The 23,489-nt window shown below is 68.3% G+C and carries 20 protein-coding genes; 15 read left to right on the top strand and 5 right to left on the bottom strand.

Translation table 11 applies throughout. The features are described from left to right. The first annotated feature begins 152 nt into the window (after positions 1 to 152). The 3 genes from KM176_RS17935 to KM176_RS17925 all read left to right on the top strand — a co-directional run bounded on the left by KM176_RS17935 (position 153) and on the right by KM176_RS17925 (position 4,295). Entirely contained in the window at positions 153 to 1,793 is a 1,641-nt protein-coding gene (locus KM176_RS17935) for a phospholipase C (protein ID WP_160896116.1), read from the top strand. A gap of 6 nt (positions 1,794 to 1,799) precedes the next feature. After that, positions 1,800 to 3,152 carry a cytochrome-c peroxidase gene (locus KM176_RS17930; protein WP_160896115.1) on the top strand — a complete coding sequence of 451 codons (1,353 nt, stop codon included), beginning with the start codon at positions 1,800 to 1,802 and terminating at the stop codon, positions 3,150 to 3,152. Positions 3,153 to 3,236: 84 nt separating this feature from the next. After that, positions 3,237 to 4,295 carry a lysine-2,3-aminomutase-like protein gene (locus KM176_RS17925; RefSeq protein ID WP_160896114.1) on the top strand — a complete coding sequence of 353 codons (1,059 nt, stop codon included), beginning with the start codon at positions 3,237 to 3,239 and terminating at the stop codon, positions 4,293 to 4,295. On the opposite strand, the gene KM176_RS17920 is transcribed toward KM176_RS17925, so the two are convergent. After that, positions 4,268 to 5,455, bottom strand: coding sequence for an MFS transporter (locus KM176_RS17920; protein ID WP_160896113.1), 1,188 nt, complete (start codon positions 5,453 to 5,455; stop codon positions 4,268 to 4,270). The two genes, KM176_RS17925 and KM176_RS17920, sit on opposite strands and share 28 nt — an antisense overlap. 134 nt (positions 5,456 to 5,589) lie before the next feature. On the opposite strand from KM176_RS17920, the gene KM176_RS17915 reads away from it, so the two are divergent. The 5 genes from KM176_RS17915 to KM176_RS17895 all read left to right on the top strand — a co-directional run bounded on the left by KM176_RS17915 (position 5,590) and on the right by KM176_RS17895 (position 11,932). Beyond that, positions 5,590 to 7,602, top strand: a complete 2,013-nt coding sequence (locus tag KM176_RS17915; protein WP_160896112.1) for a bifunctional DedA family/phosphatase PAP2 family protein — start codon at positions 5,590 to 5,592, stop codon at positions 7,600 to 7,602. A 486-nt stretch (positions 7,603 to 8,088) separates the two neighbouring features. Continuing rightward, positions 8,089 to 8,886: an undecaprenyl-diphosphate phosphatase gene (locus KM176_RS17910; RefSeq protein ID WP_160896111.1), complete on the top strand. Its 798-nt coding sequence runs from the start codon at positions 8,089 to 8,091 to the stop codon at positions 8,884 to 8,886. Positions 8,887 to 9,062: 176 nt separating this feature from the next. Next, positions 9,063 to 9,458, top strand: a complete 396-nt coding sequence (locus KM176_RS17905) for a DUF1761 domain-containing protein (RefSeq protein WP_160896110.1) — start codon at positions 9,063 to 9,065, stop codon at positions 9,456 to 9,458. Positions 9,459 to 9,936: 478 nt separating this feature from the next. After that, the gene (locus tag KM176_RS17900) at positions 9,937 to 10,374 is read left to right on the top strand and encodes a universal stress protein (RefSeq protein ID WP_160896109.1); all 438 of its coding nucleotides are present in this window, start codon (positions 9,937 to 9,939) and stop codon (positions 10,372 to 10,374) included. 16 nt (positions 10,375 to 10,390) lie between these two features. Next, positions 10,391 to 11,932 carry an alanine/glycine:cation symporter family protein gene (locus KM176_RS17895; protein WP_160896108.1) on the top strand — a complete coding sequence of 514 codons (1,542 nt, stop codon included), beginning with the start codon at positions 10,391 to 10,393 and terminating at the stop codon, positions 11,930 to 11,932. An 81-nt stretch (positions 11,933 to 12,013) separates the two neighbouring features. Here the strand turns inward: KM176_RS17895 and KM176_RS17890 are convergent, their stop codons facing one another. Next, complete coding sequence (locus KM176_RS17890) at positions 12,014 to 12,334, bottom strand: hypothetical protein (RefSeq protein ID WP_160896107.1); 321 nt, start codon at positions 12,332 to 12,334, stop codon at positions 12,014 to 12,016. Between the two features lie 119 nt (positions 12,335 to 12,453). Continuing rightward, positions 12,454 to 13,842: an adenosylhomocysteinase gene (gene ahcY / locus KM176_RS17885; protein WP_160896106.1), complete on the bottom strand. Its 1,389-nt coding sequence runs from the start codon at positions 13,840 to 13,842 to the stop codon at positions 12,454 to 12,456. Positions 13,843 to 14,042: 200 nt separating this feature from the next. On the opposite strand from ahcY, the gene KM176_RS17880 reads away from it, so the two are divergent. The 3 genes from KM176_RS17880 (at position 14,043) to KM176_RS17870 (ending at position 15,909) form a co-directional block, all read left to right on the top strand. Beyond that, on the top strand, positions 14,043 to 14,633 hold the full coding sequence (locus KM176_RS17880; RefSeq protein ID WP_160896105.1) for an HD domain-containing protein: 591 nt from the start codon (positions 14,043 to 14,045) through the stop codon (positions 14,631 to 14,633). Continuing rightward, positions 14,630 to 15,064 (top strand): GNAT family N-acetyltransferase, encoded by a 435-nt coding sequence (locus KM176_RS17875; protein WP_160896104.1) that lies wholly within the window; start codon positions 14,630 to 14,632, stop codon positions 15,062 to 15,064. Before KM176_RS17880 ends, KM176_RS17875 begins: the two co-directional genes overlap by 4 nt. A gap of 68 nt (positions 15,065 to 15,132) precedes the next feature. Continuing rightward, entirely contained in the window at positions 15,133 to 15,909 is a 777-nt protein-coding gene (locus KM176_RS17870; RefSeq protein ID WP_160896103.1) for an IclR family transcriptional regulator, read from the top strand. A 4-nt stretch (positions 15,910 to 15,913) separates the two neighbouring features. On the opposite strand, the gene KM176_RS17865 is transcribed toward KM176_RS17870, so the two are convergent. Beyond that, entirely contained in the window at positions 15,914 to 16,312 is a 399-nt protein-coding gene (locus KM176_RS17865; protein ID WP_160896102.1) for a rhodanese-like domain-containing protein, read from the bottom strand. 215 nt (positions 16,313 to 16,527) lie between these two features. Then, a complete protein-coding gene (putA, locus tag KM176_RS17860) occupies positions 16,528 to 19,938 on the bottom strand; it encodes a bifunctional proline dehydrogenase/L-glutamate gamma-semialdehyde dehydrogenase PutA (protein WP_160896101.1) in 3,411 nt (1,136 codons plus the stop codon). 112 nt (positions 19,939 to 20,050) lie between these two features. Here putA and KM176_RS17855 point away from each other — a divergent pair, with 112 nt between their 5' ends. From KM176_RS17855 to pcaF, 4 genes are all read left to right on the top strand, one after another. Continuing rightward, positions 20,051 to 20,518: an Lrp/AsnC family transcriptional regulator gene (locus KM176_RS17855; protein WP_160896100.1), complete on the top strand. Its 468-nt coding sequence runs from the start codon at positions 20,051 to 20,053 to the stop codon at positions 20,516 to 20,518. Between the two features lie 266 nt (positions 20,519 to 20,784). Further along, positions 20,785 to 21,492 carry a 3-oxoacid CoA-transferase subunit A gene (locus KM176_RS17850; RefSeq protein WP_160896099.1) on the top strand — a complete coding sequence of 236 codons (708 nt, stop codon included), beginning with the start codon at positions 20,785 to 20,787 and terminating at the stop codon, positions 21,490 to 21,492. Next, on the top strand, positions 21,485 to 22,162 hold the full coding sequence (locus KM176_RS17845) for a 3-oxoacid CoA-transferase subunit B (RefSeq protein WP_160896098.1): 678 nt from the start codon (positions 21,485 to 21,487) through the stop codon (positions 22,160 to 22,162). Before KM176_RS17850 ends, KM176_RS17845 begins: the two co-directional genes overlap by 8 nt. Before the next feature lie 126 nt (positions 22,163 to 22,288). Next, complete coding sequence (gene pcaF, locus KM176_RS17840; RefSeq protein ID WP_160891441.1) at positions 22,289 to 23,485, top strand: 3-oxoadipyl-CoA thiolase; 1,197 nt, start codon at positions 22,289 to 22,291, stop codon at positions 23,483 to 23,485. Positions 23,486 to 23,489 lie beyond the last annotated feature (4 nt).

Here is a 23,489-nt window from a genome sequence, read left to right as displayed (position 1 = left end):
GTCACATGCGGCGCCTAACCCGGCCCTGTCCGGATCAGCCCGGCCCCGCAGGCCCCAGCCACCGGAGCGGCAAGCCCCTTGCCGCCCGGACCGTGCGCGCCTTCGGGGCCGGTTTCCCGGTCGCACCGAAACGCTTTCGCGAGGAACCCCCGATGTCCCGCCTGTCCTCCCGCCTCGCCCATCGCGGCGTCGCGGCAACGGCTGCCTGCGCGCTGCTGTCCGCCTCTGTCACGCCGGTGATGGCGCAAGCACCCGCCGCGCCCAACACCGCGACCCCGATCAAGCACCTGGTGGTGATCTTCCAGGAGAACGTCTCCTTCGATCACTACTTTGCCACCTACCCCAAGGCCGCGAACCCCGAGGGAGAGCCCGCCTTCACCGCCGCCCCCGGCACCCCCGACGATATCGACACGCTGGCCCATGCCGGCCTGCTGGAAAACAACCCCAACGCCGGCGCCGCCAATGGCAGCGACGCGGCGGGCCCGTTCCGGATGGACCGCACCCAGGCGGCCTCGGCCGACCAGAACCACGGCTATACCGCCGAACAGGCCGCCTATGACGGCGGCAAGATGGACCTCTTCCCGAAGAACACCGGGCGCGGTTCGGACGGCGGCGCCGGCAGCTTCGGCACCAGGGGGCAGGTCATGGGCTATTACGACGGCAACACCGTCACCGCCCTGTGGAACTACGCCCAGCACTACGCGATGAACGACCGTTCCTTCTCGACGACCTTCGGGCCTTCGACCCCGGGCGCGATCAACCTGATCTCGGGTCAGACCAACGGCATGGCCCTGCCGCCGGGCTACCAGCTTGAGGCCGACGGCAGCTACGACAAGGGCCGCGTCGTCCCCGATGGCCAGGGCAACTGGACCATGATCTCGGACCTCGATCCGACGGGCGACGTCTGTTCGAAGGGCAAGACCGCGCTGATGAGCGGCCACAACATCGGCGACATGATGAACGCGCGTCACATGACCTGGGGCTGGTTCGAGGGCGGCTTCGACCTGACCGCCACCAATGCCAACGGCACCACCGGCTGCGCGCGCACGACCCATTCCGACGTCACCAACGTCAGCGAGGTCGACTACATCCCGCACCACCAGCCGTTCCAGTACTATGCCTCGACCGCCAACCCCGAGCACACCCGCCCGGCTTCGGCCGAGGTCGTCGGCACCGATCATGACGGCGGCGCCAACCACCAGTACGACCTGACGGACTTCTATGCGGCGCTGAAGGCCGGCAACCTGCCCCAGGTCAGCTTCCTGAAGGGCGCGGGCTTCGAGGACGGCCATGCCGGCTACTCCGACCCGCTGGACGAACAGGCCTTCGTGGTGAAGGCGATCAACGCGATCCAGCAATCGCCGTTCTGGAAGGATACCGCCATCGTCATCGCCTATGACGACTCCGACGGATGGTACGATCACGCCATGGCGGTGGTGAACCCCTCGCAGATCCCGGTGCCGGGCTATGACGTGCTGAACGGCGACAAATGCGGTGCCGGAACGCCGCTGCCGGGTGTCTCGGGCCTGCCGGTCCAGGGCCGCTGCGGCTACGGCACCCGCCAGCCGCTGCTGGTCGTCTCGCCCTACGCGAAGGTCAACCATGTCGATCACACCCTGACCGACCAGACCTCGGTCATGCGCTTCATCGAAGACAACTGGATGGGCGGTCAGCGCCTGGGCCAGGGCTCCTTCGATGCGCTGGCGGGGTCCCTGAATGGCATGTTCGACTGGGCCGCGCCGAAGGCAGGCCCCCTGCTGCTGGACCCCGAAACGGGCAATGCGAAGGGCTGAGGACGCATGATCCCCTTGCCCCCTGCCGGGGACCGGACCCGTCGCGCAAAGGCGCGGCGGGTTTCCCTGTCCACCGCCCTGCTGATCCTCTGCGCGGGCCTGCCCGCCCATGCCGACACCAAACTTAGTGCCATGGCCGCCATGGGCCGCGACATGTTCCATGACCCCCATCTGTCTGGCACCGGAGAGATGTCCTGCGCCAGCTGCCACGACCCGGCCAACCATTTCGCCCCCGGTCCCGGCAGCGCGGTGGTGAAGGGCGACCTTGGCGCCTCCGAGATCGCCCGGGGCGGGCCCGGGGGCACCGCGCCCGGCTTCCGCGCCGTACCGTCCCTGACCTATCGCGACCGCACGCCACCCTTCTCGGTCGGGCCCGTGAGCGAGGCCGACGAACAGGGCGAAGCCAGCCCGATGGCGGTTTCCGGCAACACCCAGGCCCCCGCCACCGGCACGCTGGCCGTCGCCACCCTGGCGCCGACCCAGGCCAAGGGTGCCGATGCCGCCGCCAACATGGTGCCCCGGGGCGGCATGTTCTGGGATGGCCGCGCGGCGACCCTGCAGGCCCAGGCGAACGGCCCGCTGATGGCCCCCTACGAGATGGCGAATACCGACACCGCGACCCTGGCGGCGCATCTGCGCACAGGCTACGGCGCGCGCCTCTCGGCACTTTTCGGGCCGCAGATCCTGAAGGACGACACCCTGCTGGTCGCCGAGGCCGAGTTCGCCCTGGCCCGCTACCAGGTCGAGGATCCGGCCTTCCACCCCTATGACAGCAAGTACGACGCCTGGCTGGCGGGCAAAGCCACCCTGACCCCCGCCGAGGAGCGCGGGCGCGTGCTGTTCAACGATCCGAAGAAGGGCAACTGCGCCGACTGCCACATCGACACCGCCGATGCCGATGGCCGCCCGCCGGTCTTCACCGATTACGAATACGAGGCGCTCGGCGTGCCCCGCAACCCGGCGATCCCGGCGAATGCCGATCCCGGCTGGTTCGACCTTGGCCTCTGCGGGCCGATGCGCGACGATGCCTATGCGAAGCCGCGCGCCAATTGCGGCCTCTTCAAGACGCCCTCGCTGCGCAACGTGGCGACCCGGGGCGCCTTCTTCCACAACGGCGTCTACCACACCCTGCCCGAGGTCGTGCGCTTCTACGTGGACCGCTCTACCGATCCGAAGCTGGTCTACGGGCAGGCCGATCCGAGCGACCTGCCAAAGGACCTGCGCGGCAATCTCGACACCGTGGATCCGCCTTTCGACCGGCCCCTTGGCGCGCAGCCGGCGCTTGAGGAAAGCGAGGTCCGCGACATCGTGGCCTTCCTCGACACCCTCACCGACGGCTGGAGCCCGCCCGCACCGTAAGCCACGGCGGCCCTTGCGCCGCTGGGCGGGAAGGGTACATTCCGCGCTTTCCCCGGCCCCCGGGGGCAGCGCAAGGAAGGCGTCATGGCAAGTGCGAAGAAGGGCGCCCGCTCTCTGGGCGATCTGGAGGATCTGGGTCTGCTGCCCGCCGGGATCACCCCCGCGCTGCAGCAGGTGGCCGACCGCTACGCGATCTCGGTCACCGAATCCCTGTCCGAGACCATCCTGCACGCCGATCCCGAGGGCGCCGTCGCCCGCCAGTACCTGCCCTCGGCCGAGGAACTTTCGGAAACCCCGCAGGAGCTGGACGACCCGATCGGCGATGACGCCCATTCCCCGGTCGCGGGCGTGGTGCACCGCTACGACGACCGGGTGCTGCTGAACCTGCTGAAGACCTGCGCCGTCTACTGCCGCTTCTGCTTTCGCCGCGAAAGCGTCGGGCCGGGGTCGCGCGGCCTCGATTCCGCGCAGCGGGCCGCCGCGCTCGACTACATCCGCACCCATGAGGAGATCTGGGAGGTCATCTTCAGCGGCGGCGACCCCCTGACCCTCTCGCCGCGCCGGCTGGCCGAGGTGCTGGGCGATCTGGCCACGATCCCGCATGTCGGCCTGACCCGATTCCACACCCGCGTCCCCGTCGCCGCCCCCGAGATGGTGAGCGAGGATCTGCTGGACGCGCTGACCGCAGGCCCCACCGCCTTCGTGGTGCTGCACGTCAACCACCCCGACGAGCTGACCGAGGCCGCCTGCGCCGCCATCGCCCGGATCGTCGGGCGGGGCATCCCGATGCTCAGCCAGTCGGTGCTGCTGAAGGGGATCAACGATTCAGAAGAAGTGCTGGGGCGGCTGTTCAAGGCGCTGCTGCGCAACCGGGTGAAGCCCTACTACCTGCACCACGGCGACCTGGCGCGTGGCACCGGGCATTTCCGCACCTCGATTGCCGAGGGGCAGGACCTGATCGAGGCGCTGCGGGCGCACCATTCGGGCCTGTGCATCCCGCATTACGTGCTGGACCTGCCGGGCGGCGCCGGCAAGGTGCCGCTGGCGCGGGGCGCGGTGGTGTCGCAGGACGGCGCCCGCTACCGGATGCGCGACCGGCACGGCGCCTGCCACCCCTATCTGGACGGCGCCGAAGAGCGCTGAGAGAGCAGCCAGAGCAGCGCCGCCAGCGACAGCACCGCCCCCGCCCAGAAGGGCGCGGCGGGGCCGAAACCGCTCCAGAGCGCGCCGGCGGCGACATTGCCCAGCAGCAGCACGCCCCCGGTCACAAGGTTGAAGGTGCCGAAGGCGCTGCCTTTCAGCGCAGGCGGCGTCGCGCCCGCGATCATCGCCCCCAGCAGGCCCTGCGAAAAGCCCATGTGCAGGCCCCAGAACACCGTGCCCAGCAGGAAGGCCCAGACCGAGCCCGACAGCGCCAGCACCACATGCGCCGCCATCAGGAAGCCGAGGCTGAGGATCAGCAACCCCCGCACTCCCGTGCGGTCCGATCTTTTGCCCACCGGGTAGGCCGCAAGCCCGTAGACCGCGTGCATCAGCACCAGCGCCAGCGGCACCCAGGTCGCCGCCATCCCGGCATCCAGCGCCTTCAGCAGTACGAAGGCCTCGCTGAAGCGGGCCAGCATCAGCAGGCTTGCCAGCGCGATCACGCCCCAGACCGCCCGGTTCAGACGCAGCGCCTCGGCCAGGCGGAACGGGGTCTTCGCCTCGGGCCGTGCGGTTTCGGGAACCCGCAGCGCCAGCAGCAGCACCGCCAGCGCCGCCGGGATCACCGCCAGCCAGAAGACGCCCCGGATATTGCCCGCCAGCGCGGCCATGGCCGCGACCGCCAGCAGCGGCCCGGCAAAACCGCCCACCGTGTCCAGCGACTTGCGAAGGCCGAAACTGGCACCGCGGATCCCGGGCGGGGTGACGGCGGCGATGATCGCGTCGCGCGGCGCCCCCCGGATGCCCTTGCCGACCCGATCCACCGCGCGCGCGATCACCACCGTGTCGACACTGGCCGCCATCGGCAGCAGCAGCCGCGACAGCGCCGCCAGCCCGTAGCCCAGCACGGCCAGCTTCTTCGGCCCCGGCCCGTGGTCCGACAGCAGGCCGGCGATGTATTTCGTCGCCGTCGCCACCGCGACCGCCAGCCCCTCGATCGCGCCGATTGCCAGCGCCGAGGCGCCCAGCGTGCCGGCCAGGTAAAGCGGCATCAGGCTCTGGACCATCTCGGAGGAGACATCCATCAGCAGGCTGACCAGCCCCAGGATCCAGACCGGGGCGGGAATACCGGCGGTGCGGCGGCCAGGGAAAAGTCGCATGAAGGCTCCTGCTGCTGTTGCCGGAACCATCGCCTCGCGCCCGGCGGATCGCAATCCCCGGGATCCCGCGCTCTGGCATCCCCGGCCCGGGCACCCTAGCTTGGGTCCCAAAGCCCCCCTGCCCGGACCCGTTCATGCACAGCATCGTCAGCCACCTTCTGCCCACGCTGGAGTCCCTCGGCATCTGGGCCTACTGGATCATCGGCTGCGCCTCCCTGCTGGAGGGCTGGTGGCTGACCGGCGTCATCGTGCCCGGCACGCTGATCGTGGATGCCGGCGGCTCGCTGGTGCGCCTGGGGCAGCTCGATTTCTTCGACCTGGCCTGGTTCGTCGCCATCGGTGCGGTTCTGGGCGGCGAGGCCAGCTGGCATTCCGCCCGCTGGCTTGGCAGCCGGCTGACGGGCCTGTCGCGCAACCGGACCTTCCAGCGCGCCCAAGAGCTGGTGCGCCGGCGCGGCGCCCTGGCCCTGGTGATCGGGCATTTCCTGGGGCCGGTCACCGGCTTTGCCGCCATGGCCGCCGCGCTCTCGGGGATGGCGCGCCGCACCTTCGTGATCTGGAACATCCTCGGCGCCATGATCTACGCGCTGGTCCATGTCGCCATGGGCTATGCCGCCGGAGACATCCTGGCCCGGATCACCCCCTACCTGCCGCGCCTGGTGCTTCCGCTGGGGCTGCTGGCGCTGGTGACGGCGGTGACCTGGATCATCACCCGGCAGATCCGACGCGGCGGACCGGCCCTGCTGGGCTTCATGACCGACCTGCGCCAGCGGTTGTCGGCCTGGCCGCCCACGCGCCACCTGGCCGCGCGGTTTCCGCGCCTCGCCCGGGTCCTGGCCCGCCGGCTGGATCCCGGCCATGGCGGCGGCCTGCTGGCCACCGCGCTGGCGGTGCTGCTGATCTATCTCACCGGCCTCTTCATCGATGGCGCGCTCGACCTGGCGCTGTTCCCCGAGACGGCGGCGCTGGACCATCGGGTCTCGAACCTGGCGCAGGCCTACTGGTCGCCCGTCGGGCTGGCCCTGGCCGGAGCGCTGACCCAGCTGGGCCACGTGCCCGTCTCCACCACCGTCACCCTGGCCGCCATCGCCGGGCTTTGGCTCTGGGGACGGCGCGCCGCCGCCCTGGGCTTTGCCGTCTCGGTGCTGGGCGATGCGCTCACCGTCACGCTGCTGAAGCTCGCCTTTGGGCGTGCCCGCCCCGAGATCGGGTACTTCCTGGAAACCTCCAACAGCTTCCCCTCCGGCCATGCCGCGATCTCGGTCGCGCTTTACGCCAGCCTGTTCCTGGTGCTCTGGAGAGAGCGGCTGATCGGCCCGACCTTCGCCATCGTCGCCGGTGTCGGCACCGCGCTGACCCTCGGGCTGACCCGCGTCTACCTGGTCGAGCACTACCTCTCGGACGTGCTGAACGGCTGGCTGGTCGGGGCGATCTGGATGGTCATCGGCTTCGGCCTGGCCGAGGCGCTGCGCGGGCCTCTGCCATCCCGCAGGCCCCTGCCCCTGCTGGCGCTGCCCGTGGTGCTGGCCGGGCTGGCCGGGGCGATCTGGCTGGGCGCCAGCCACCAGCCGCCGCTGCGCGACCAGCCCGCCCGCGCCGACACAAGCTACGCCGACCTGGCCGGCGCGATCACCGACGGCCGCCTGCCGCTGCAGGTCGTGACCCTGGACGGCGCCGACCTGCCGCCGGTCTCAGTAGTAAGCGAAGGCGCGCCCGCCGCGGCGCTGGCCGCGATCCTGCAGCGCCACGGCTGGACCGAGGTGCCCCGGCCCGGCCTGCAATCGGTCGTCGCGGCACTGCGCCAGGACATCGGCGGGCGGCCCCGCGCCGGCGCCACCGCCGCCTTCGCCTTCCATGCCGCGCGCCCGGCCGACCTGACCCTGCGCAGCGCCGACGGCCACAGCCTGCTGCGGATCTGGCAGGCCGGACGAACCCCGACGGGCGCCCCGGTGCTGGCCCTGGCGCTGGCCCCCGACGGCCCGCTTGAGACCTGGACCCCCGAGGCCGCACAGAACGCGCTGCTGCTGGCGCTCGGCGGTCGCGACCAGCTCCTGCCCCGGCCCGACGCCCGAGGCACCACCGATCTGTTCGGCACGCGCTGGCAAGTCAGCGGTCCGCTGCACCTCCTGCGCCTTCCCGCAACCTGAGGACCCGGCCCCCAGAGGCCAAAGCCCCGGCACCGGCCTGGGCTTTGGCCCGCAGCAGCGCCCCAAATTCGGGCAGCCGGTCAAAGCTGCGTGATCGCACGCCCCGCTCCGTCTCCCGCCGCCCCGCATCCCAAGCCCCCGGGCCCGCGCCCCGCCCCCGGTCCGGTCCGGACCCCGGTCGGGGCCCTGCCCGCAGCGCGCCCCCGGCAAAACCAGTATATATTGGGCCAATGCATTCCACGAATGACATATGAAGGGGCGCGGCGGGCCCCTTTGCTGGGTTCCTCGCCCCCGGGGGCCATCCCCTGCCCCGCCCCGCCCCCGTCGCAGCAGCCGCCGGGCCGGCAGGGCCCTGCCGCCGATCCCCGCACGGCACAGTAGCCCCCCGCGCATTCGCGCATTACGAGTTCCCGGGAGGCTCGGGAAACCTGCGGTTCGCACCCGTCCCGGCCCGACCGGATTTGCAGCACACAGGATCATACATCCATGGATTTCATCAACGCCGCCCTCCTTGGCATCATCGAGGGGATCACGGAATTTCTGCCGATCTCCTCCACCGGCCACCTGATCATCGCCGAGCACTGGCTGGGCGAACGCTCCGAACTCTTCAACGTGGTCATCCAGGCCGGCGCGATCCTGGCGGTGACGCTGATCTACTGGAAACGCATCGTCAGCCTGCTGACCGGCTGGTCCGATCCCGAGGCCCGCGACTATCTTCAGAAGATCATCGTCGCCTTCGTGATCACCTGCGTCCTCGGCCTCATCGTCAAGAAGATGGGCTTCGAACTGCCGACCCGGATCACCCCCGTCGCCTGGGCGCTGGTGATCGGCGGCGTCTGGATGATCCTGGCGGAAACCGTCGCCGCCCGCCTGCCCGACCGCGCCCGGATCACCTGGACGGTGGCCATCGCCGTGGGCATCGCGCAGATCGTCGCCGGAGTCTTCCCGGGCACCTCGCGCTCGGCGACGACGATCTTCATCGCCATGCTGCTGGGCACCTCGAACCGCCCCGCCGCGACCGAATTCGCCTTCCTCGTCGGCATCCCGACCATGTACGCCGCCTCGGGCTTCGAACTGCTCTCGCAGATCAAGGACGGCGGCATCGTGCACGAGGACTGGACGGCCCTGATCGTCGCCGTGGTCTTCTCGACCGTGACCGCCTTCATCGCGGTGAAATGGCTGCTGGGCTTCATCCAGACCCACCGCTTCACCTCCTTCGCGATCTACCGCCTGATCTTCGGCGGCCTGCTGCTGGCGCTTGCCTCCGCCGGCACCCTCGCCTGACCCTGCTCCCCGGGACCGGCTCGTTCATCTGGCCGGAAATATCCCGGGGGAGTCGCGCCCCCGAAGGGGCGCGACGGGGGCAGCGCCCCCGCCTCGACCGGCCACAAGAATTCCCTTGTGCGAATTCATCCTAAGATTGCATAAAGACATCCCAAAGACCCGCTCGGGAGGAGCGCATGGACGTCGTTGCAATCATCCTGTCGGCCCTCGTCGGATCCGCCGTCGGCACCGTATGGTACCGCAGCTTCCGCCAGCAGTGGCGCCTGGCCTCGGGCGTGCCCTGCGACCGGCGCGGCGCCCCGCGCAATGCCCGGGACACCCTGCCGTATTTCCTGGCCTTCCTGACCATGTTGCTGACCGCGATCGTGCTGCACGAGCTGGTGGCGCTGACTCCGATCCACGGCCCCTGGCAGGGGGCGCTGACCGGCGCGCTGCTGGGCCTGTTCCTGGTCACCCCCTGGATGGCCATGTCCTACACCCACGCCATGCGGGCCTGGCGGCTGATCCTGATCGACGGGGGCTACGCGGTGCTGGGGCCGACCGTGATCGGCTTCGTGCTGGGCCTGTTCTGAGGCCCCCCTGGCACGCCAAACAAGAACGGAGGGTCGGCCTCACCCGTTACCCTCCGCCACCCCGATGCTCCCACAGCACCAAGCATGAATTCTTGAAAGGAACGGGCCTTCTGGGCCGTCAGGAGTCTGATTAGACCAGTTCCCGCCGCCGCGCAAATTCCGTTTATCGAAAATTCGACCGGTCCCCCCGCCGGACCTGTGCCTTGGTCGCAGGCCGGCGCGGGCGATTCCCATTGACCGCCTCAGCAAAATCCAGTGAGTGCCCGCCAATCGGGGCAGCCCGGAAGGAGAGAGCTGAAACAGGCCGCGTTCGTACCATGCCAGACGGACATGGCGGCGAAAAAAAATGACAAAGGGGAAGCCTGCAAGGCAGGCTTGGCACATGCGGCATCGTCCGCGGAAACGGGACCCGACTGCCGCCTCCTGCGGGAGGCAGAGCCACAAGACAGGGCCCGGTTTTATAAGGGGAGTCACTTCAATGACGAAAGAGATAATCGTTGTTGCCTACGAGAGCGACGACGACAGCAAGACAGTTCTGGCCTATGCCATCGACAGGGCCAGCAAATCGGGGGCGGCGCTGCACATCGTGCATGTGCTGGAATGGTCGCCCTATTCCTTCCTCACCCCGCAGGAGGTCGAGGAGCGCCACGGCCGCCGCAAGCAGGAAATGGCCCGCGCCCAGGAGGCGATCCTGACCCCGGCGCTGGCGCAATGCACCGCCGCCGGCGTCGAGGCCACCGCCGAGATCCGTTACGGCCAGGTGGTCGAACTGATCCTCGAGATCACCAGGGCCAAGGGCGCGCGGATGATCTGCGTCGGACGCTCCGGCAGCAATTCCATGGCCAGCCGGGTCTTCGGCTCGGTTCCGCTGGGGCTGGCGCAAAGCGCCCCGGTTCCCACCGTCATCGTACCCTGAGCGCAGAGGCAAACCCATGAAGAACCATCTCAAGACCGCCGCACTGGCGGTGCTCTTCTCCGCTGTCGCGGGGGCGGCCTCGGCCGCGGGTCTCGACGAGACCATCAACGACCTGTTCTCGCAATATACCGGCTGGTACGTGGCGCTGATCTTCGCCAACCTGCCGGGCACCAACTTCAGCTGGATCGCCCTGTGGCTGGTGGTGGCCGCCGTGGTCTTCACCATCTATTTCGCCGGGATCCAGTTCAAGGGCTTCCGGCACTCGATCTCCCTGGTGAAGGGGGACTATTCGGACCCCGAGGATGCCGGTGAGGTCAGCCACTTCCAGGCGCTGGCGACGGCGCTCTCGGGCACGGTGGGCCTGGGCAACATCGCCGGGGTCGCGGTCGCCGTGGGCATCGGCGGGCCGGGGGCCACCTTCTGGATGATCCTCGCGGGCCTGCTGGGCATGGCGACGAAGTTCACCGAATGCACCCTGGGCGTGAAGTACCGCAACGAATATCCCGACGGCTCGGTCTCGGGCGGGGCGATGTACTACATCACCAAGGGCTTCAAGGAGCGCGGCATTCCCGGCGGTCCGATCCTGGCGGTGCTGTTCTGCATCTTCACCATCCTCAGCTCCTTCGGGGGCGGCAACATGTTCCAGTCGAACCAGGCCCATGCGCAGCTGGCCAACATCCTGGGCGACTACCCGGGCTGGATCACCGGGCTGGTGCTGGCCATCATCACCTTCATGGTCATCGTCGGCGGCATCAAGTCCATCGCCCAGGTGACCGAGAAGGTCGTGCCCTTCATGGGCGTGTTCTACGTCGGCGTGTCGCTGATCATCATCGCGATGAACTACGACATGATCGGCTATGCCTTCGGTCGCATCTTCGAGGGCGCCTTTACCGGCCTCGGCATCGCCGGCGGCTTTACCGGCGCGCTGATCCAGGGCTTCCGCCGGGCCGCCTTCTCGAACGAGGCGGGCGTCGGCTCTGCCGCCATCGCGCACTCGGCCGTGAAGACCAAGGAACCGATCACCGAAGGCTACGTCGCCCTGCTGGAACCCTTCATCGACACCGTGGTGATCTGCACCATGACCGCGCTGGTCATCGTCATCACCGGGATGCTGCAGGAAGATCCCAGCACCGGCCTTTACGTCTGGAACGCCGAAGCCGGTCGCATCGCCACCCAGGGCGATGTCTCGGGCGTGGCGCTGACCTCGGCGGCCTTCGCATCGGCCTTCAGCTGGTTCCCCTACCTGCTGGCCATCGCGGTGGTGCTCTTCGCCTTCTCGACGATGATCTCCTGGAGCTACTACGGCCTGAAGGCCTGGACCTACCTCTTCGGCGAGAACAAGACCTCCGAGGTGATCTACAAGGTGATCTTCTGCCTGTTCATCATCATCGGTGCGGCGGCGAACCTGGGCCCGGTCATCGACTTCGCGGATGCGATGCTGTTCTCGATGGCGGTGGTCAACGTGATCGCGCTCTACCTGCTGATGCCGATCGTGAAGAACGAGCTGAGCTACTACCTCGCACGGCTGCGCTCGGGCGAGATCAAGAAGTTCAAGTAAGCCCCTGACAGACGCGAAAGGCCCCGGTCCGAAAGGTCCGGGGCCTTTTTCATGTCTGCGGCAGGGCCGGTTGCGGGCCGATCAGTTCCCGATACCCTTGTCGATGAACAGCTTGCCCTGCTTCTGCTTCATCTGGTCCAGCGCCGAGGGTTTCTTCTTCTTGACCCCGAACTGCGGCGTCGTCGGCGCCGGGCGCGCCTTGTCGGCGGTGTCCTGAAGCTTGCGCCGCAACTGGCGCAGCTGGTTCGCATCCTCGTCCTGCTGGGCCTTCAGCGCGTCCGAGCGCGCCTGTGCGGAGCTTGTCGCATTCTCCAGCACCTGCTGGGACGCGACCTCTGCCCCCGCCGCCAGCGGCACGAGGATCAGGGCGGAACACAGCAGGAGGCGCAGCGGATGTCTCATCCCCTTCAGATCGTCCTTTGCGCGATCGCTTTCAAGGGCCTTCGCGTCGCAGGCGGGGGACCGCGCAAACGAAAGGCCCCCGCGTGCGGCGGGGGCCTTCGTCGCGATCCGGAAAGGGATCAGTAGCGGTAGTGCTCCGGCTTGAACGGGCCGTCGACGGTGACGCCGATATAGGCGGCCTGTTCCGGGGAAAGCTTGGTCAGCTTGGCACCGACCTTGGCGAGGTGCAGCGCGGCAACCTTCTCGTCCAGGTGCTTGGGCAGGACGTAGACGTCGTTCTTGTATTCGTCGCCCTTGGTCCAGAGCTCGATCTGGGCCAGCGTCTGGTTGGTGAAGGATGCGGACATCACGAAGGAGGGGTGGCCGGTGGCGTTGCCGAGGTTCAGCAGACGACCTTCGGACAGCAGGATGATGCGCGAGCCCGAGGGCATCTCGATCATGTCCACCTGGTCCTTGATGTTGGTCCACTTGTGGTTCTTCAGCGCGGCGACCTGGATCTCGTTGTCGAAGTGGCCGATGTTGCCGAGGATCGCCATGTCCTTCATCTTGCGCATATGCTCGATGCGGACGATGTCCTTGTTGCCGGTGGTGGTGATGACGATGTCCACATCGGCGATCACGTCTTCCAGCAGCACGACCTCGAAGCCGTCCATGGCAGCCTGAAGGGCGCAGATCGGGTCGGCTTCGGTCACCTTGACGCGGGCGCCTGCGCCTGCCAGCGATGCGGCAGAGCCCTTGCCCACGTCACCGTAACCGCAGACCACGGCGACCTTGCCGGCCATCATCACGTCGGTGGCGCGGCGGATGCCGTCGACCAGCGATTCCTTGCAGCCGTACTTGTTGTCGAACTTCGACTTGGTGACGCTGTCGTTGACGTTGATCGCCGGGAAGGGCAGCTGGCCGTTCTTCGACAGTTCGTACAGGCGGTGCACGCCGGTGGTGGTTTCCTCGGACACGCCCTTGATCTGGTCGCGCACCTTGGTGAACCAGCCCGGGGACTGTTCCATGCGCTTGGCGATCTGCGCCTTGATCACGGCCTCTTCCTCGGAGGAGGGCACCGGGATGATGTCTTCGCCGGCTTCGGCGCGGGCGCCGAGCAGGACGTAGAGCGTCGCGTCGCCGCCGTCATCCAGGATCATGTTCGGGCCGTCCTCGAACTGGAACGACTTGTCGAGGTAGTCCCAGTGCTCTTCCAGGCTCTGGCCCTTGATCGCGAAGACCGGGGTGCCACCGGCGGCGATCGCGGCCGCGGCGTGGTCCTGGGTCGAGAAGATGTTGCACGACGCCCAGCGGACGTCGGCACCGAGCGCCACGAGGGTCTCGATCAGGCAGGCCGTCTGGATGGTCATGTGGAGCGAGCCGACGATGCGGGCGCCCTTGAGCGGCTTGGATTCGCCGAATTCCGAACGGCAGGCCATCAGGCCCGGCATTTCGGTTTCTGCGATGTCCAGCTCCTTGCGACCGTATTCGGCAAGGTTGATGTCTTTGACGATGTAGTCTTGGGTCATCCGTCACTCCACGGGGAAATTTCAAGATTGGCGACAGGGGTAGCACCGCTCCCCAAGGGGGGCAACGCATGGGGCCTGCTTTCCCGGGGTGCTTTGCCACCGAACTGTTAAAAAACCACCGTCCTCTTTGGTATCCCCGTAATTGCAACGGGCATTGGTGCGGCCTAGTCATGATCCCGGAGCACCCGAAGGAGACCCCGATGAAACAACCCCGCGCCTGGCAAAGGATGCTGTCGGGACGCCGGCTGGACCTGCTGGACCCGACGCCGGTCGACATCGAGATCGACGATATTGCCCATGGCCTGGCCTTCGTGGCGCGCTGGAACGGCCAGACGATGGGCGATTACGCCTATTCCGTGGCCGAGCATTCGCTGCTGGTCGAGGCGCTGTTTGCCCGGCTCTGTCCGCAGGCCGGCGCCGCGGAACGGCTGACCGCGCTGTTGCACGATGCCCCCGAATACGTCATCGGCGACATGATCAGCCCGGTGAAGGCCGCCGTGGGCCCGGGGTATTCAGAGCTCGACACCCGGCTGACCGCCGCGATCCACATCCGTTTCGGCCTGCCGGCGGTGACGCCGAAGGGGCTGAAGACGCGCATCAAGAAGGCCGACCGGATCAGCGCATGGATGGAGGCCACTTCGGTCGCGGGTTTCTCGGAGGCGGAGGCGAACCGCTTCTTCGGCAAGCCCGATCCGGCGCTGCTGGAGGGGCTGTCGATCACCCTGCGCCCGCCGGTCGAGGTGCGCCGCGACTTCACCGCCCGCCACGCTGCGCTGCTGGCCCTGACATGAGGCCGCATGTCCGCCGCGCCGGGGCGCTGGACACCGGTGCCATGTCCCGGCTGCTGGCCACGCTGCGGCCTGCGGGGGATCGCCCCACCGCCGCGCAGCTGGGCGCCCTGCTGATCCAGCCGCGCACCCTGCTGCACCTGGCCGAGGACGACACCGGCACGCTGCTGGGGCTGCAATGGATCGAACCCCTGCCCGACCATCCCGACGCCGCCCGCATCGCCACCTTCACCCGACCGGGGCCCGAGGGGCTGGCCATCGGATCGGCGCTGTTCACGCACACCTGCGACGCCGCCCGCGCCGCAGGCTACCTCTGGATCCGGGCCGAGATCCCCGCCACCAACACCGGCGCCCTGGCCTATTACCAGAGCCGGGGCTTCGAAGAGACCTTGCCGACCGGCCCTGACCGGCGGTTCAAACGCTACGACCTTTAGGTAGTTGTGACATGCGGCACGGATTTCTAGCGTAAGTCCGGAGAAGACGCCTTCGGAGGATCCCGCAGATGGAGGATCTCACCCGCATTCCGCCCGACGCCCGGGTGGATTCCACCCTGTCCAAGGGATTGCTGCTGCTGGAGCTTCTGGCGCGGCGCGGCGGTGCCATGGGGGTGTCGGAACTGTCGCGGGACCTGGGCCTGTCCAAGTCGAACGCCTTCCGGCTGCTGCAGACCCTGCGGGTCATGGGCTATGTCCGGCACCGACCCGACAAGCGCTACGAGGCAACGCTGAAAAGCTGGCGCATCGGGCGCCGGGTGGTCGAGGGGCTGAACCTGCGCAGCTTCGCCGCCCCGGCCATGCAGATGCTGTCGCGCGAAACCGGCGAGGCGGTGACCCTGGCGGTGGCCGAGGGGCTGACCATGACCTGCCTCGACAAGATCGAAAGCCGCCAGCCGATCCGCAGCTGGATCCCGGTGGGCGCCGCCGCACCGATCCATGCGGTGGCCACCGGCAAGGCGATCCTGGCCACCGACTGGCCCACCTACCGGGGCCTGCTGGACGGTCAGCTGAGCCGGCACACCGAGCGCACCCTGACCACGCCCGAGGCGCTGGAGGCCGATATCGCCCGCACCATCACCTCGGGCTATGCCATTGATCGCGGGGAATTCCGATCGCGCGTGCATGGCTATGCCGCCGCGATCCGCCTGCCTCAGGGAGAGGCCCTTGGCGCCATCGGCCTGTCGCTGCCCGACCTCAACCTGCCGCCCGATGCCGATGCGCATTTCGGTGCCCTGGTCTGCCGCGCCGCCGCCGAGGTGACGGCCCTGGTGGCCGAGGCCTGAGGCCTCAGCCCTCGGGCGGGCTGACCGGGCCGCCCTGCGCCACCCAGTCGGAAAAGCCGTCCTTCAGATGCGCCGCCTCAAAGCCCATCTCCTGCAACGTTCGCGTCGCCAGCGCCGAACGCCAGCCCGAGGCGCAGTGCAGCACGTAGCGCTTGCCGGCCTGCCCGAAGACTTCGCGGTAATAGGGGCTCTCGGGGTCGACCCAGAATTCCAGCATCCCCCGCGGCGCATGGACCGACCCCGGAATGAAGCCGCTGCGCTGGCGTTCCCGGATGTCGCGAATGTCGACGATCACCAGATCCGGATCGCCGTGGCAGGCGATCAGTTCGGCGGTCCCGATCTCGGTGATCCGGGCGCGGGCATCCGATACCAGCTCTGCGGCGCTGCGCCTTAATCCGACCATGGGAATACCCCCCTCTTCTTGCCCCAATTGTTCCGACATGCGGCACAATTTCCCTGCGCCTGACAGGCCGCCTCCGGCCTCCAGCATAGCGCAGGACCGCCGTCCGGGCACAAAAATCGCCGCCGGGCGGAACCCGGCGGCGCAGATGCCCGGGACCCGACCCGGGACGTGGGGCGCGCAGCCTCAGGAAGGGGCAGAGCCCGCGCGCACCGGGATCATTCCACCTTGCCGGCCAGCAGCGCCGCATTGCCGCCCGCGGCAGTGGTATCGACGCAGAGGTGGCGTTCATGCACCGCATGGCCACGGTCGGGCAGGGCGGTGATCAGCGGCAGGATCGCCCCGGGACGCGCCGCAAGCGCCTGGGCGAAGGCCCGCGCGCTGTCGGCATCCCCCCACCACATCGCCCCCGAGATCCCGCCCAGCGTCTTCAGCTGGGCCGGTTCGACCCGACCACCGGCGGCCACGGCGCAGCCGCCAAGTGCGCGCACGGCGGCCAGCTGGGCCTCTTCCGCGGCCTTCCCCGGCCCCATGCACAGGATCGGGTCGCGGGCGGTCAGGGTCAGGCGGTTCAGCTCTCCGGTCGGACCCGGCATCAGCAGATCCTCGACCACGGCGCCGCCGGGCATCGCCGCCAGGCGGGCGGGCAGGGCCTCTGCCGCACCGGCCCAGGGTTCGGCCAGCTCTGCCGGAGTTTCGGGCGCCCGGAAACGGTCCAGGTAGTTCGGGCCACCCGCCTTGGGGCCGGTGCCCGACAGCCCCTCGCCGCCGAAGGGCTGGGAGCCGACGATGGCACCGATCTGGTTGCGGTTCACGTAGAGGTTGCCGGCATGGACCGCCTCGGTGATTTCCTGGACGCGGGTGTCGATCCTTGTGTGCAGGCCGAAGGTCAGCCCGTAGCCGGTGGCGTTGATCGCCGCGATCACCTTGTCGATCTCGGCGGCCCTGTAGGTGGCGACGTGCAGCACCGGGCCGAAGATTTCACGCTCCAGCGCCTCGATGCCCGGCACCTTCAGCAGGGTCGGCGCGACGAAGGTGCCCTGGGCCGGGGCCTCAAGCGCATGCAGCACCGCGTCCCGCTTCTGGGCGATGTAGCCGGTGATGCCCTGCTGCGCCTCGGCGTCGATCACCGGACCGACGTCGGTGGTCAGGTGCCAGGGATCGCCCAGCGTCAGCTCGTCCATGGCGCCCTTGATCATCTCGATCAGATGGGGGGCGATGTCCTCCTGCACATAGAGGCAGCGCAGCGCCGAGCAACGCTGACCGGCGCTCTGGAAGGCCGAGGCGACGATGTCGCGCACGGCCTGTTCGGGCAGGGCGGTGGAATCGACCACCATGGCGTTCAGACCGCCGGTTTCCGCGATCAGCGGCGCGCCGGGATCCATGGTTGCGGCCATGGCGCGGCGGATGATCTGCGCCGTCTCGGTCGAGCCGGTGAAGGCCACGCCGGCGATCCGCGCATCCGAGGTCAGCTGCGCCCCGACCCTTCCATCGCCGGGCAGCAGTTGCAGGGCGGTGGCGGGCACCCCGGCCTGAAGCAGCAGGCGCACCGCCATGGCGGCGACCAGCCCTGTCTGCTCGGCCGGTTTCGCCAGCACGCCGTTGCCGGCGGCCAGCGCCGCCGCGATCTGGCCGGTGAAGATCGCCAGGGGGAAGTTCCACGGGCTGATGCAGGTGAAGATGCCACGGGCGCGGTCTTCGCGCCGGGCGCCCTCGGCGGCGTAGAAGCGCAGGAAATCGACGGCCTCGCGCAGCTCGCCCACGGCATCGGGCAGCGATTTGCCCGCCTCCCGCGCCAGCACGGCGAAGAAGGCACCGAAGTTCTCCTCGTAAAGGTCGGCGGCGCGGCGCAGCACGGCGGCGCGGTCGTCCGGGCTGGCGGCCCAGGGCGTGGCTGCGGCAATGGCTTCGGCCACGCAGCCCTCGGAGGCCTCTGTGACCTGCGCCACCAGCACGCCGGTCGCAGGGTTCACCACGGGGCGCGCGCGCCCCTCCGGGGTGCCGGCGACCAGCGGCCCGGCATCGGGAATGCGCAGATCGCGCGCGGCATCGAGGGCCGCCAGAACCGTCTCGTCCGTCAGGTCGAAACCGCGCGAATTTAGCCGATCCGCGCCAAAGATCGCATCGGGTTTCACCAGCCCCGCGGGGGCCCTGGCCCGGGCCAGAGCCTCGAACGGGTCGGCGGCGATGGTTTCGGGGGCGACCTCCTCGTCGACGATCTGGTTCACGAAGGAAGAGTTCGCACCGTTTTCCAGCAGGCGGCGCACCAGATAGGCCAGCAGGTCGCGGTGCGCGCCCACCGGCGCATAGATCCGGCAGCGGCCCTTGGTTTCCTTCAGCACGATGTCATGCAGACGCTCGCCCATGCCATGCAGGCGCTGGAATTCGAAGGAGACATCGCCGACCATTTCCAAGATCGCGGCCACGGTATGGGCATTGTGGGTGGCGAACTGCGGATAGATCCGGTCACCATAGCCGATCAGCTTCCTGGCGTTCGCGATGTAGCTGACGTCGGTCGCGGTCTTCGAGGTGAACAGCGTGAAGCCCGGCAGGCCCTCGACCTGCGCATGTTTCATCTCGGTGTCCCAGTAGGCGCCCTTGACCAGACGCACCATGATGCGGCGGTCCAGTTCGGTGGCTAGGGTGTACAGCCAGTCGATGACGAAGCTGGCGCGCTTGCCATAGGCCTGCACCACCACGCCGAACCCGTTCCAGCCGGCCAGGCGTTCGTCGCGCAAAACCGCCTCGATCACCTTCAGCGACAGCACCAGGCGGTCCTGCTCCTCGGCGTCGATGTTCAGCCCCATGCCGGCGGCCTTGGCCTTCAGCGCCAGCTCCAGCACGACCGGCACCAGTTCCCGCAGCACGCGCGCCTCGTCCGAGACCTCGTAACGCGGGTGCAGCGCCGACAGCTTGATCGAGATCCCCGGGTTCGCCTCGACCGAGCCCTTGTCGCAGGCCTTGGCAATGGCATCGATGGCGTCGGAATAGTCCCTGGCATAGCGCGCGGCATCGGCGCCGGTCATCGCCGCCTCGCCCAGCATGTCGTAGCTGTAGGTAAAGCCCATGGCCTCGCGGGTCTTCGCGCGCTCCAGCGCCTTGACGATGGTCTCGCCCAGCACGAACTGGCGGCCCATCTCCTTCATGGCGCGGCCCACGGCCGAGCGGATCACCGGCTCGCCCAGGCGCCGGACGGCGCCGCGCAGGGTCGAGGCCATGCCGGGACGTTCATCCTCCAGAACCTTGCCGGTCAGCATCAGCGCCCAGGTCGAGGCATTGACCAGAGGAGAGGAGGCCTTGCCGACATGGGCCGACCAGTCGGAGGGGGCGATCTTGTCCTCGATCAGCGCATCGATGGTCAGCTTGTCCGGCACCCGCAGCATGGCCTCGGCCAGGCACATCAGCGCCACGCCCTCGCGGGTCGAGAGGCCGTATTCGCCCAGGAAATGTTCCATCAGGGTGGGCTTCTGGCTCGAGCGGATCTTGCGCACGTAATCGGCGGCGCGATGCGACATCATCTGCCGTGCGGCGGGGCTCAGCGCGGCCTGCGCCACCAGGCGCTCCAGAACCTTGGTTTCGTCGGCATATTTGGCGGGGCCCTGCAGGGCATCAAACTTCGGCTCGATCATCGCAACACCTCCGGGATCTGAATTGACATTTAGCGAATTCCGCATGGCCCTTTCGCCCAAAGGTTGGCAGATTGATGGGCAGAAGAACTTATTTTGGGAGGCCTTTCAGGCGATGAGCACAGATGACCTCGACTCGACGGACCGAAAGATCCTGAACGCACTGATCGACAACGCCCGCCTTCCCATTGCCGAACTCGCGCGCAAGGTCGGCCTGTCGAAAACACCGGTGGCCGCCCGGGTCCGCAGCCTGGAAGAGCGCGGCTTCATCACCGGCTACCGCGCGGTGCTCTCGCCGATCCGGCTGGGGCTGACCCATGTGACCTTCGTGGAAGTGCGCATGTCGGACACGCGGGAGAAGGCGCTGTCGGATTTCAACGCCGCGGTGAAGCGCATCCCCGAGGTGGAGGAATGCTACATGATCGCCGGTGGATTCGACTACCTTCTGAAAGTTCGGACCCGAGACATCACGGAATACCGCCAGGTGATGGGCGAAAAGCTGTCGGCCCTGCCCCATGTCAGCGCCACCTCGACCTTCGTGGCCATGGAATCGGTGCTGGAAAACTCCGCCCCGCAGCTTTGACAGCGGGATTTCGCCCCTGTCGGGGCGAAGCCTCCGGCGGGGATATTTCTGGCCAGATGAAAGAGCCGGCCCCGCCCCGAAGCCATCCGAACCCCTCATTTTCTTGTTCCAAATACCTCGGGGGGATCGCGCGGCACGCGCGATGGGGGCAGAGCCCCGTCTTTTTGCAATGTTTGCAATATGAACAAATATCGCATAGTGCGCAAAATAGCTGGACGGGACCGGCAGCCCGGGCGTATCCACGCCGCCAGAGAAGGAGGCTCCACATGGACAAGACCGTTTCCGGCCTGGCAGAGGCCGTATCTGGGATCGGCGATGGTGCCACGGTGATGATCGGCGGTTTCGGGGGCGCAGGGAACCCGATCGAACTGATCCACGCGCTCATCGACGCCGGCCCGAAGAACCTGACCGTCATCAACAACAACGCCGGCAACGGCCAGATCGGCATCGCCGCGCTCATCGATGCGGGCATGGTGAAGAAGATGATCTGCTCGTTCCCGAAAAGCTCGGATCCGCGGGCCTTCACCGACCGCTACCTGGCCGGCGAGATCGAGCTGGAGCTGGTGCCCCAGGGCACCCTGGCCGAGCGCATCCGCGCCGGCGGCGCCGGCATCCCCGCCTTCTACACGCCGACCTCCTACGGGACGGAACTGGCGGACGGCAAACCCATCGGCGAATTCGATGGCCGTCCCTATGTGCAGGAGCGCTGGCTGAAGGCCGATTTTGCCCTGATCAAGGCCGAGGTCGCCGACACCATGGGCAATCTGACCTACCGCATGGCGGCGCGCAACTTCTCGCCGCTGATGGCGACGGCGGCCGCGACCACCATCGTGCAGGCCACCAGGGTCGTCGCCCCCGGCGGCATCGACCCCGAGCAGGTGATCACCCCCGGCATCTTCGTGAACCGGATCGTCGAAGTCACCGAGCCGAAACAGGAAGAAGACCTCATCCGTGCGGGGGCCAGCTATGCTTGATGATCTGAAACTCTCCAACGCCCAGATCGCCTGGCGCGCCGCGCAGGACATTGCCGACGGCGCCTATGTGAACCTCGGCATCGGCTTCCCGGAGATGGTGGCACAGTACACCGTCGAGGGTCGTACCCCGATCTTCCACACCGAGAACGGCATCCTGAACTTCGGCCAGGCGCCCGCGCCGGGTGAAGAGGACTGGGACATGATCAATGCCGGCAAGAAGGCGGTGACGCTGAAGCCCGGCGCCTCGTTCTTCCACCATGCCGACAGCTTTGCCATGGTGCGCGGCGGCCATCTGGACGTGGCGATCCTGGGCGCGCTTCAGGTCGCCCAGACGGGCGATCTGGCGAACTGGCGCGTCGGCAACAAGGGCGTGCCGGCCGTCGGCGGCGCGATGGACCTGGTGCACGGTGCCAAGCGCGTCGCGGTGCTGACCGATCACGTCACCAAGAAAGGCGAGCCGAAGCTGGTCGAGAGCTGCACCTTCCCGCTGACCGGCGTGGCCTGCGTGACCCGCATCTACACCTCGCTGGCGGTGGTCGACATCGAGGATGGCCATTTCGTGCTGCGCGAGAAACTGGCCGGGATCTCCATGGAAGACCTGCAATCCGTCACCGGTGCGCCGCTGCACACCGATGGCGAGGTGGGCGATCTGATCGTCCCCGCGCTCTGATCTGACAGGATGCGTCCGGGCGCCCCCACGAGGGAGCCGCCCGGACGCCGCCCGGCTTGCGCCGGGACGGCCCCGCGGCCCGCGCGGGTCCAGATTTCCAACCGGTTCAGCCCGAGGAACACCTTCATGACCGAAGTCTATATCTGCGACTACATCCGCACCCCCATCGGCCGTTTCGGCGGCACGCTGGCCACGGTGCGCGCCGACGACCTGGGCGCCATCCCCCTGAAGGCGCTGATGGAACGCAACCCCTCTGTCGACTGGGAAGCCGTCGACGACGTGATCTACGGCTGTGCCAACCAGGCCGGCGAGGACAACCGCAACGTCGCGCGCATGTCCTCGCTGCTGGCCGGCCTGCCCGTCTCCGTCACCGGCACCACGATGAACCGCCTCTGCGGGTCGGGCATGGATGCGATCATCACCGCCGCCCGGGCCATCAAGGCCGGCGAGGCCGATCTGATGATCGCCGGCGGCGTCGAGTCGATGTCGCGCGCACCCTTCGTCATGCCCAAGGCCGAGAGCGCCTTTTCGCGCAACAACGCCGTCTACGACACCACCATCGGCTGGCGCTTCGTCAACCCGCTGATGAAGAAGCAGTACGGCGTCGATTCCATGCCCGAGACCGGCGAGAACGTCGCCGAGGACTTCAACATCTCGCGCGAGGACCAGGACCTGTTTGCACTGCGCAGCCAGGACAAGGCCGCCGCCGCCATTGCCTCGGGGCGGCTGGCGAAGGAGATCGTCCCGGTCTCGATCAAGCGGCGCAAGCAGGATGACCTGATCTTCGACACCGACGAGCATCCCCGCGCCTCGACGCTGGAGAAGCTGGCGAAACTGCCGACCCCGTTCCGCGACGGCGGCAGCGTGACGGCCGGCAATGCCTCGGGCGTGAACGACGGGGCGGCGGCGCTGATCCTGGCTACGGCAGAGGCCGCGCAGAAATACGGCCTGACCCCGATCGCCCGCGTGCTGGGCGGCGCCACCGCCGGCGTTCCGCCGCGGATCATGGGCTTTGGTCCCGCGCCGGCCTCAAAGAAGCTGATGGCGCGTCTGGGCCTGAAGCAGGAGGACTTCTCGGTCATCGAGCTGAACGAGGCCTTTGCCAGCCAGGGCCTGGCGACGCTGCGCGATCTCGGGATTGCCGATGACGATGCCCGCGTGAACCCCAACGGTGGTGCCATCGCCCTGGGCCACCCGCTGGGCATGTCGGGGGCCCGCATCACCGGCACCGCCGCGCTGGAGCTGAAATCCGGGCAGAAGTCCCTCTCGACCATGTGCATCGGCGTGGGCCAGGGCATCGCGGTGGCGCTGGAAGGCGTCTGAGCCC

Origin of the sequence: Pseudooceanicola endophyticus (assembly GCF_018760365.1) — a bacterium.
GTDB classification, from domain to species: domain Bacteria; phylum Pseudomonadota; class Alphaproteobacteria; order Rhodobacterales; family Rhodobacteraceae; genus Pseudooceanicola; species Pseudooceanicola endophyticus.
The sequence above is the reverse complement of the archived record's forward strand: the minus strand, read 5'-3'. Positions and strand labels throughout refer to the sequence as shown.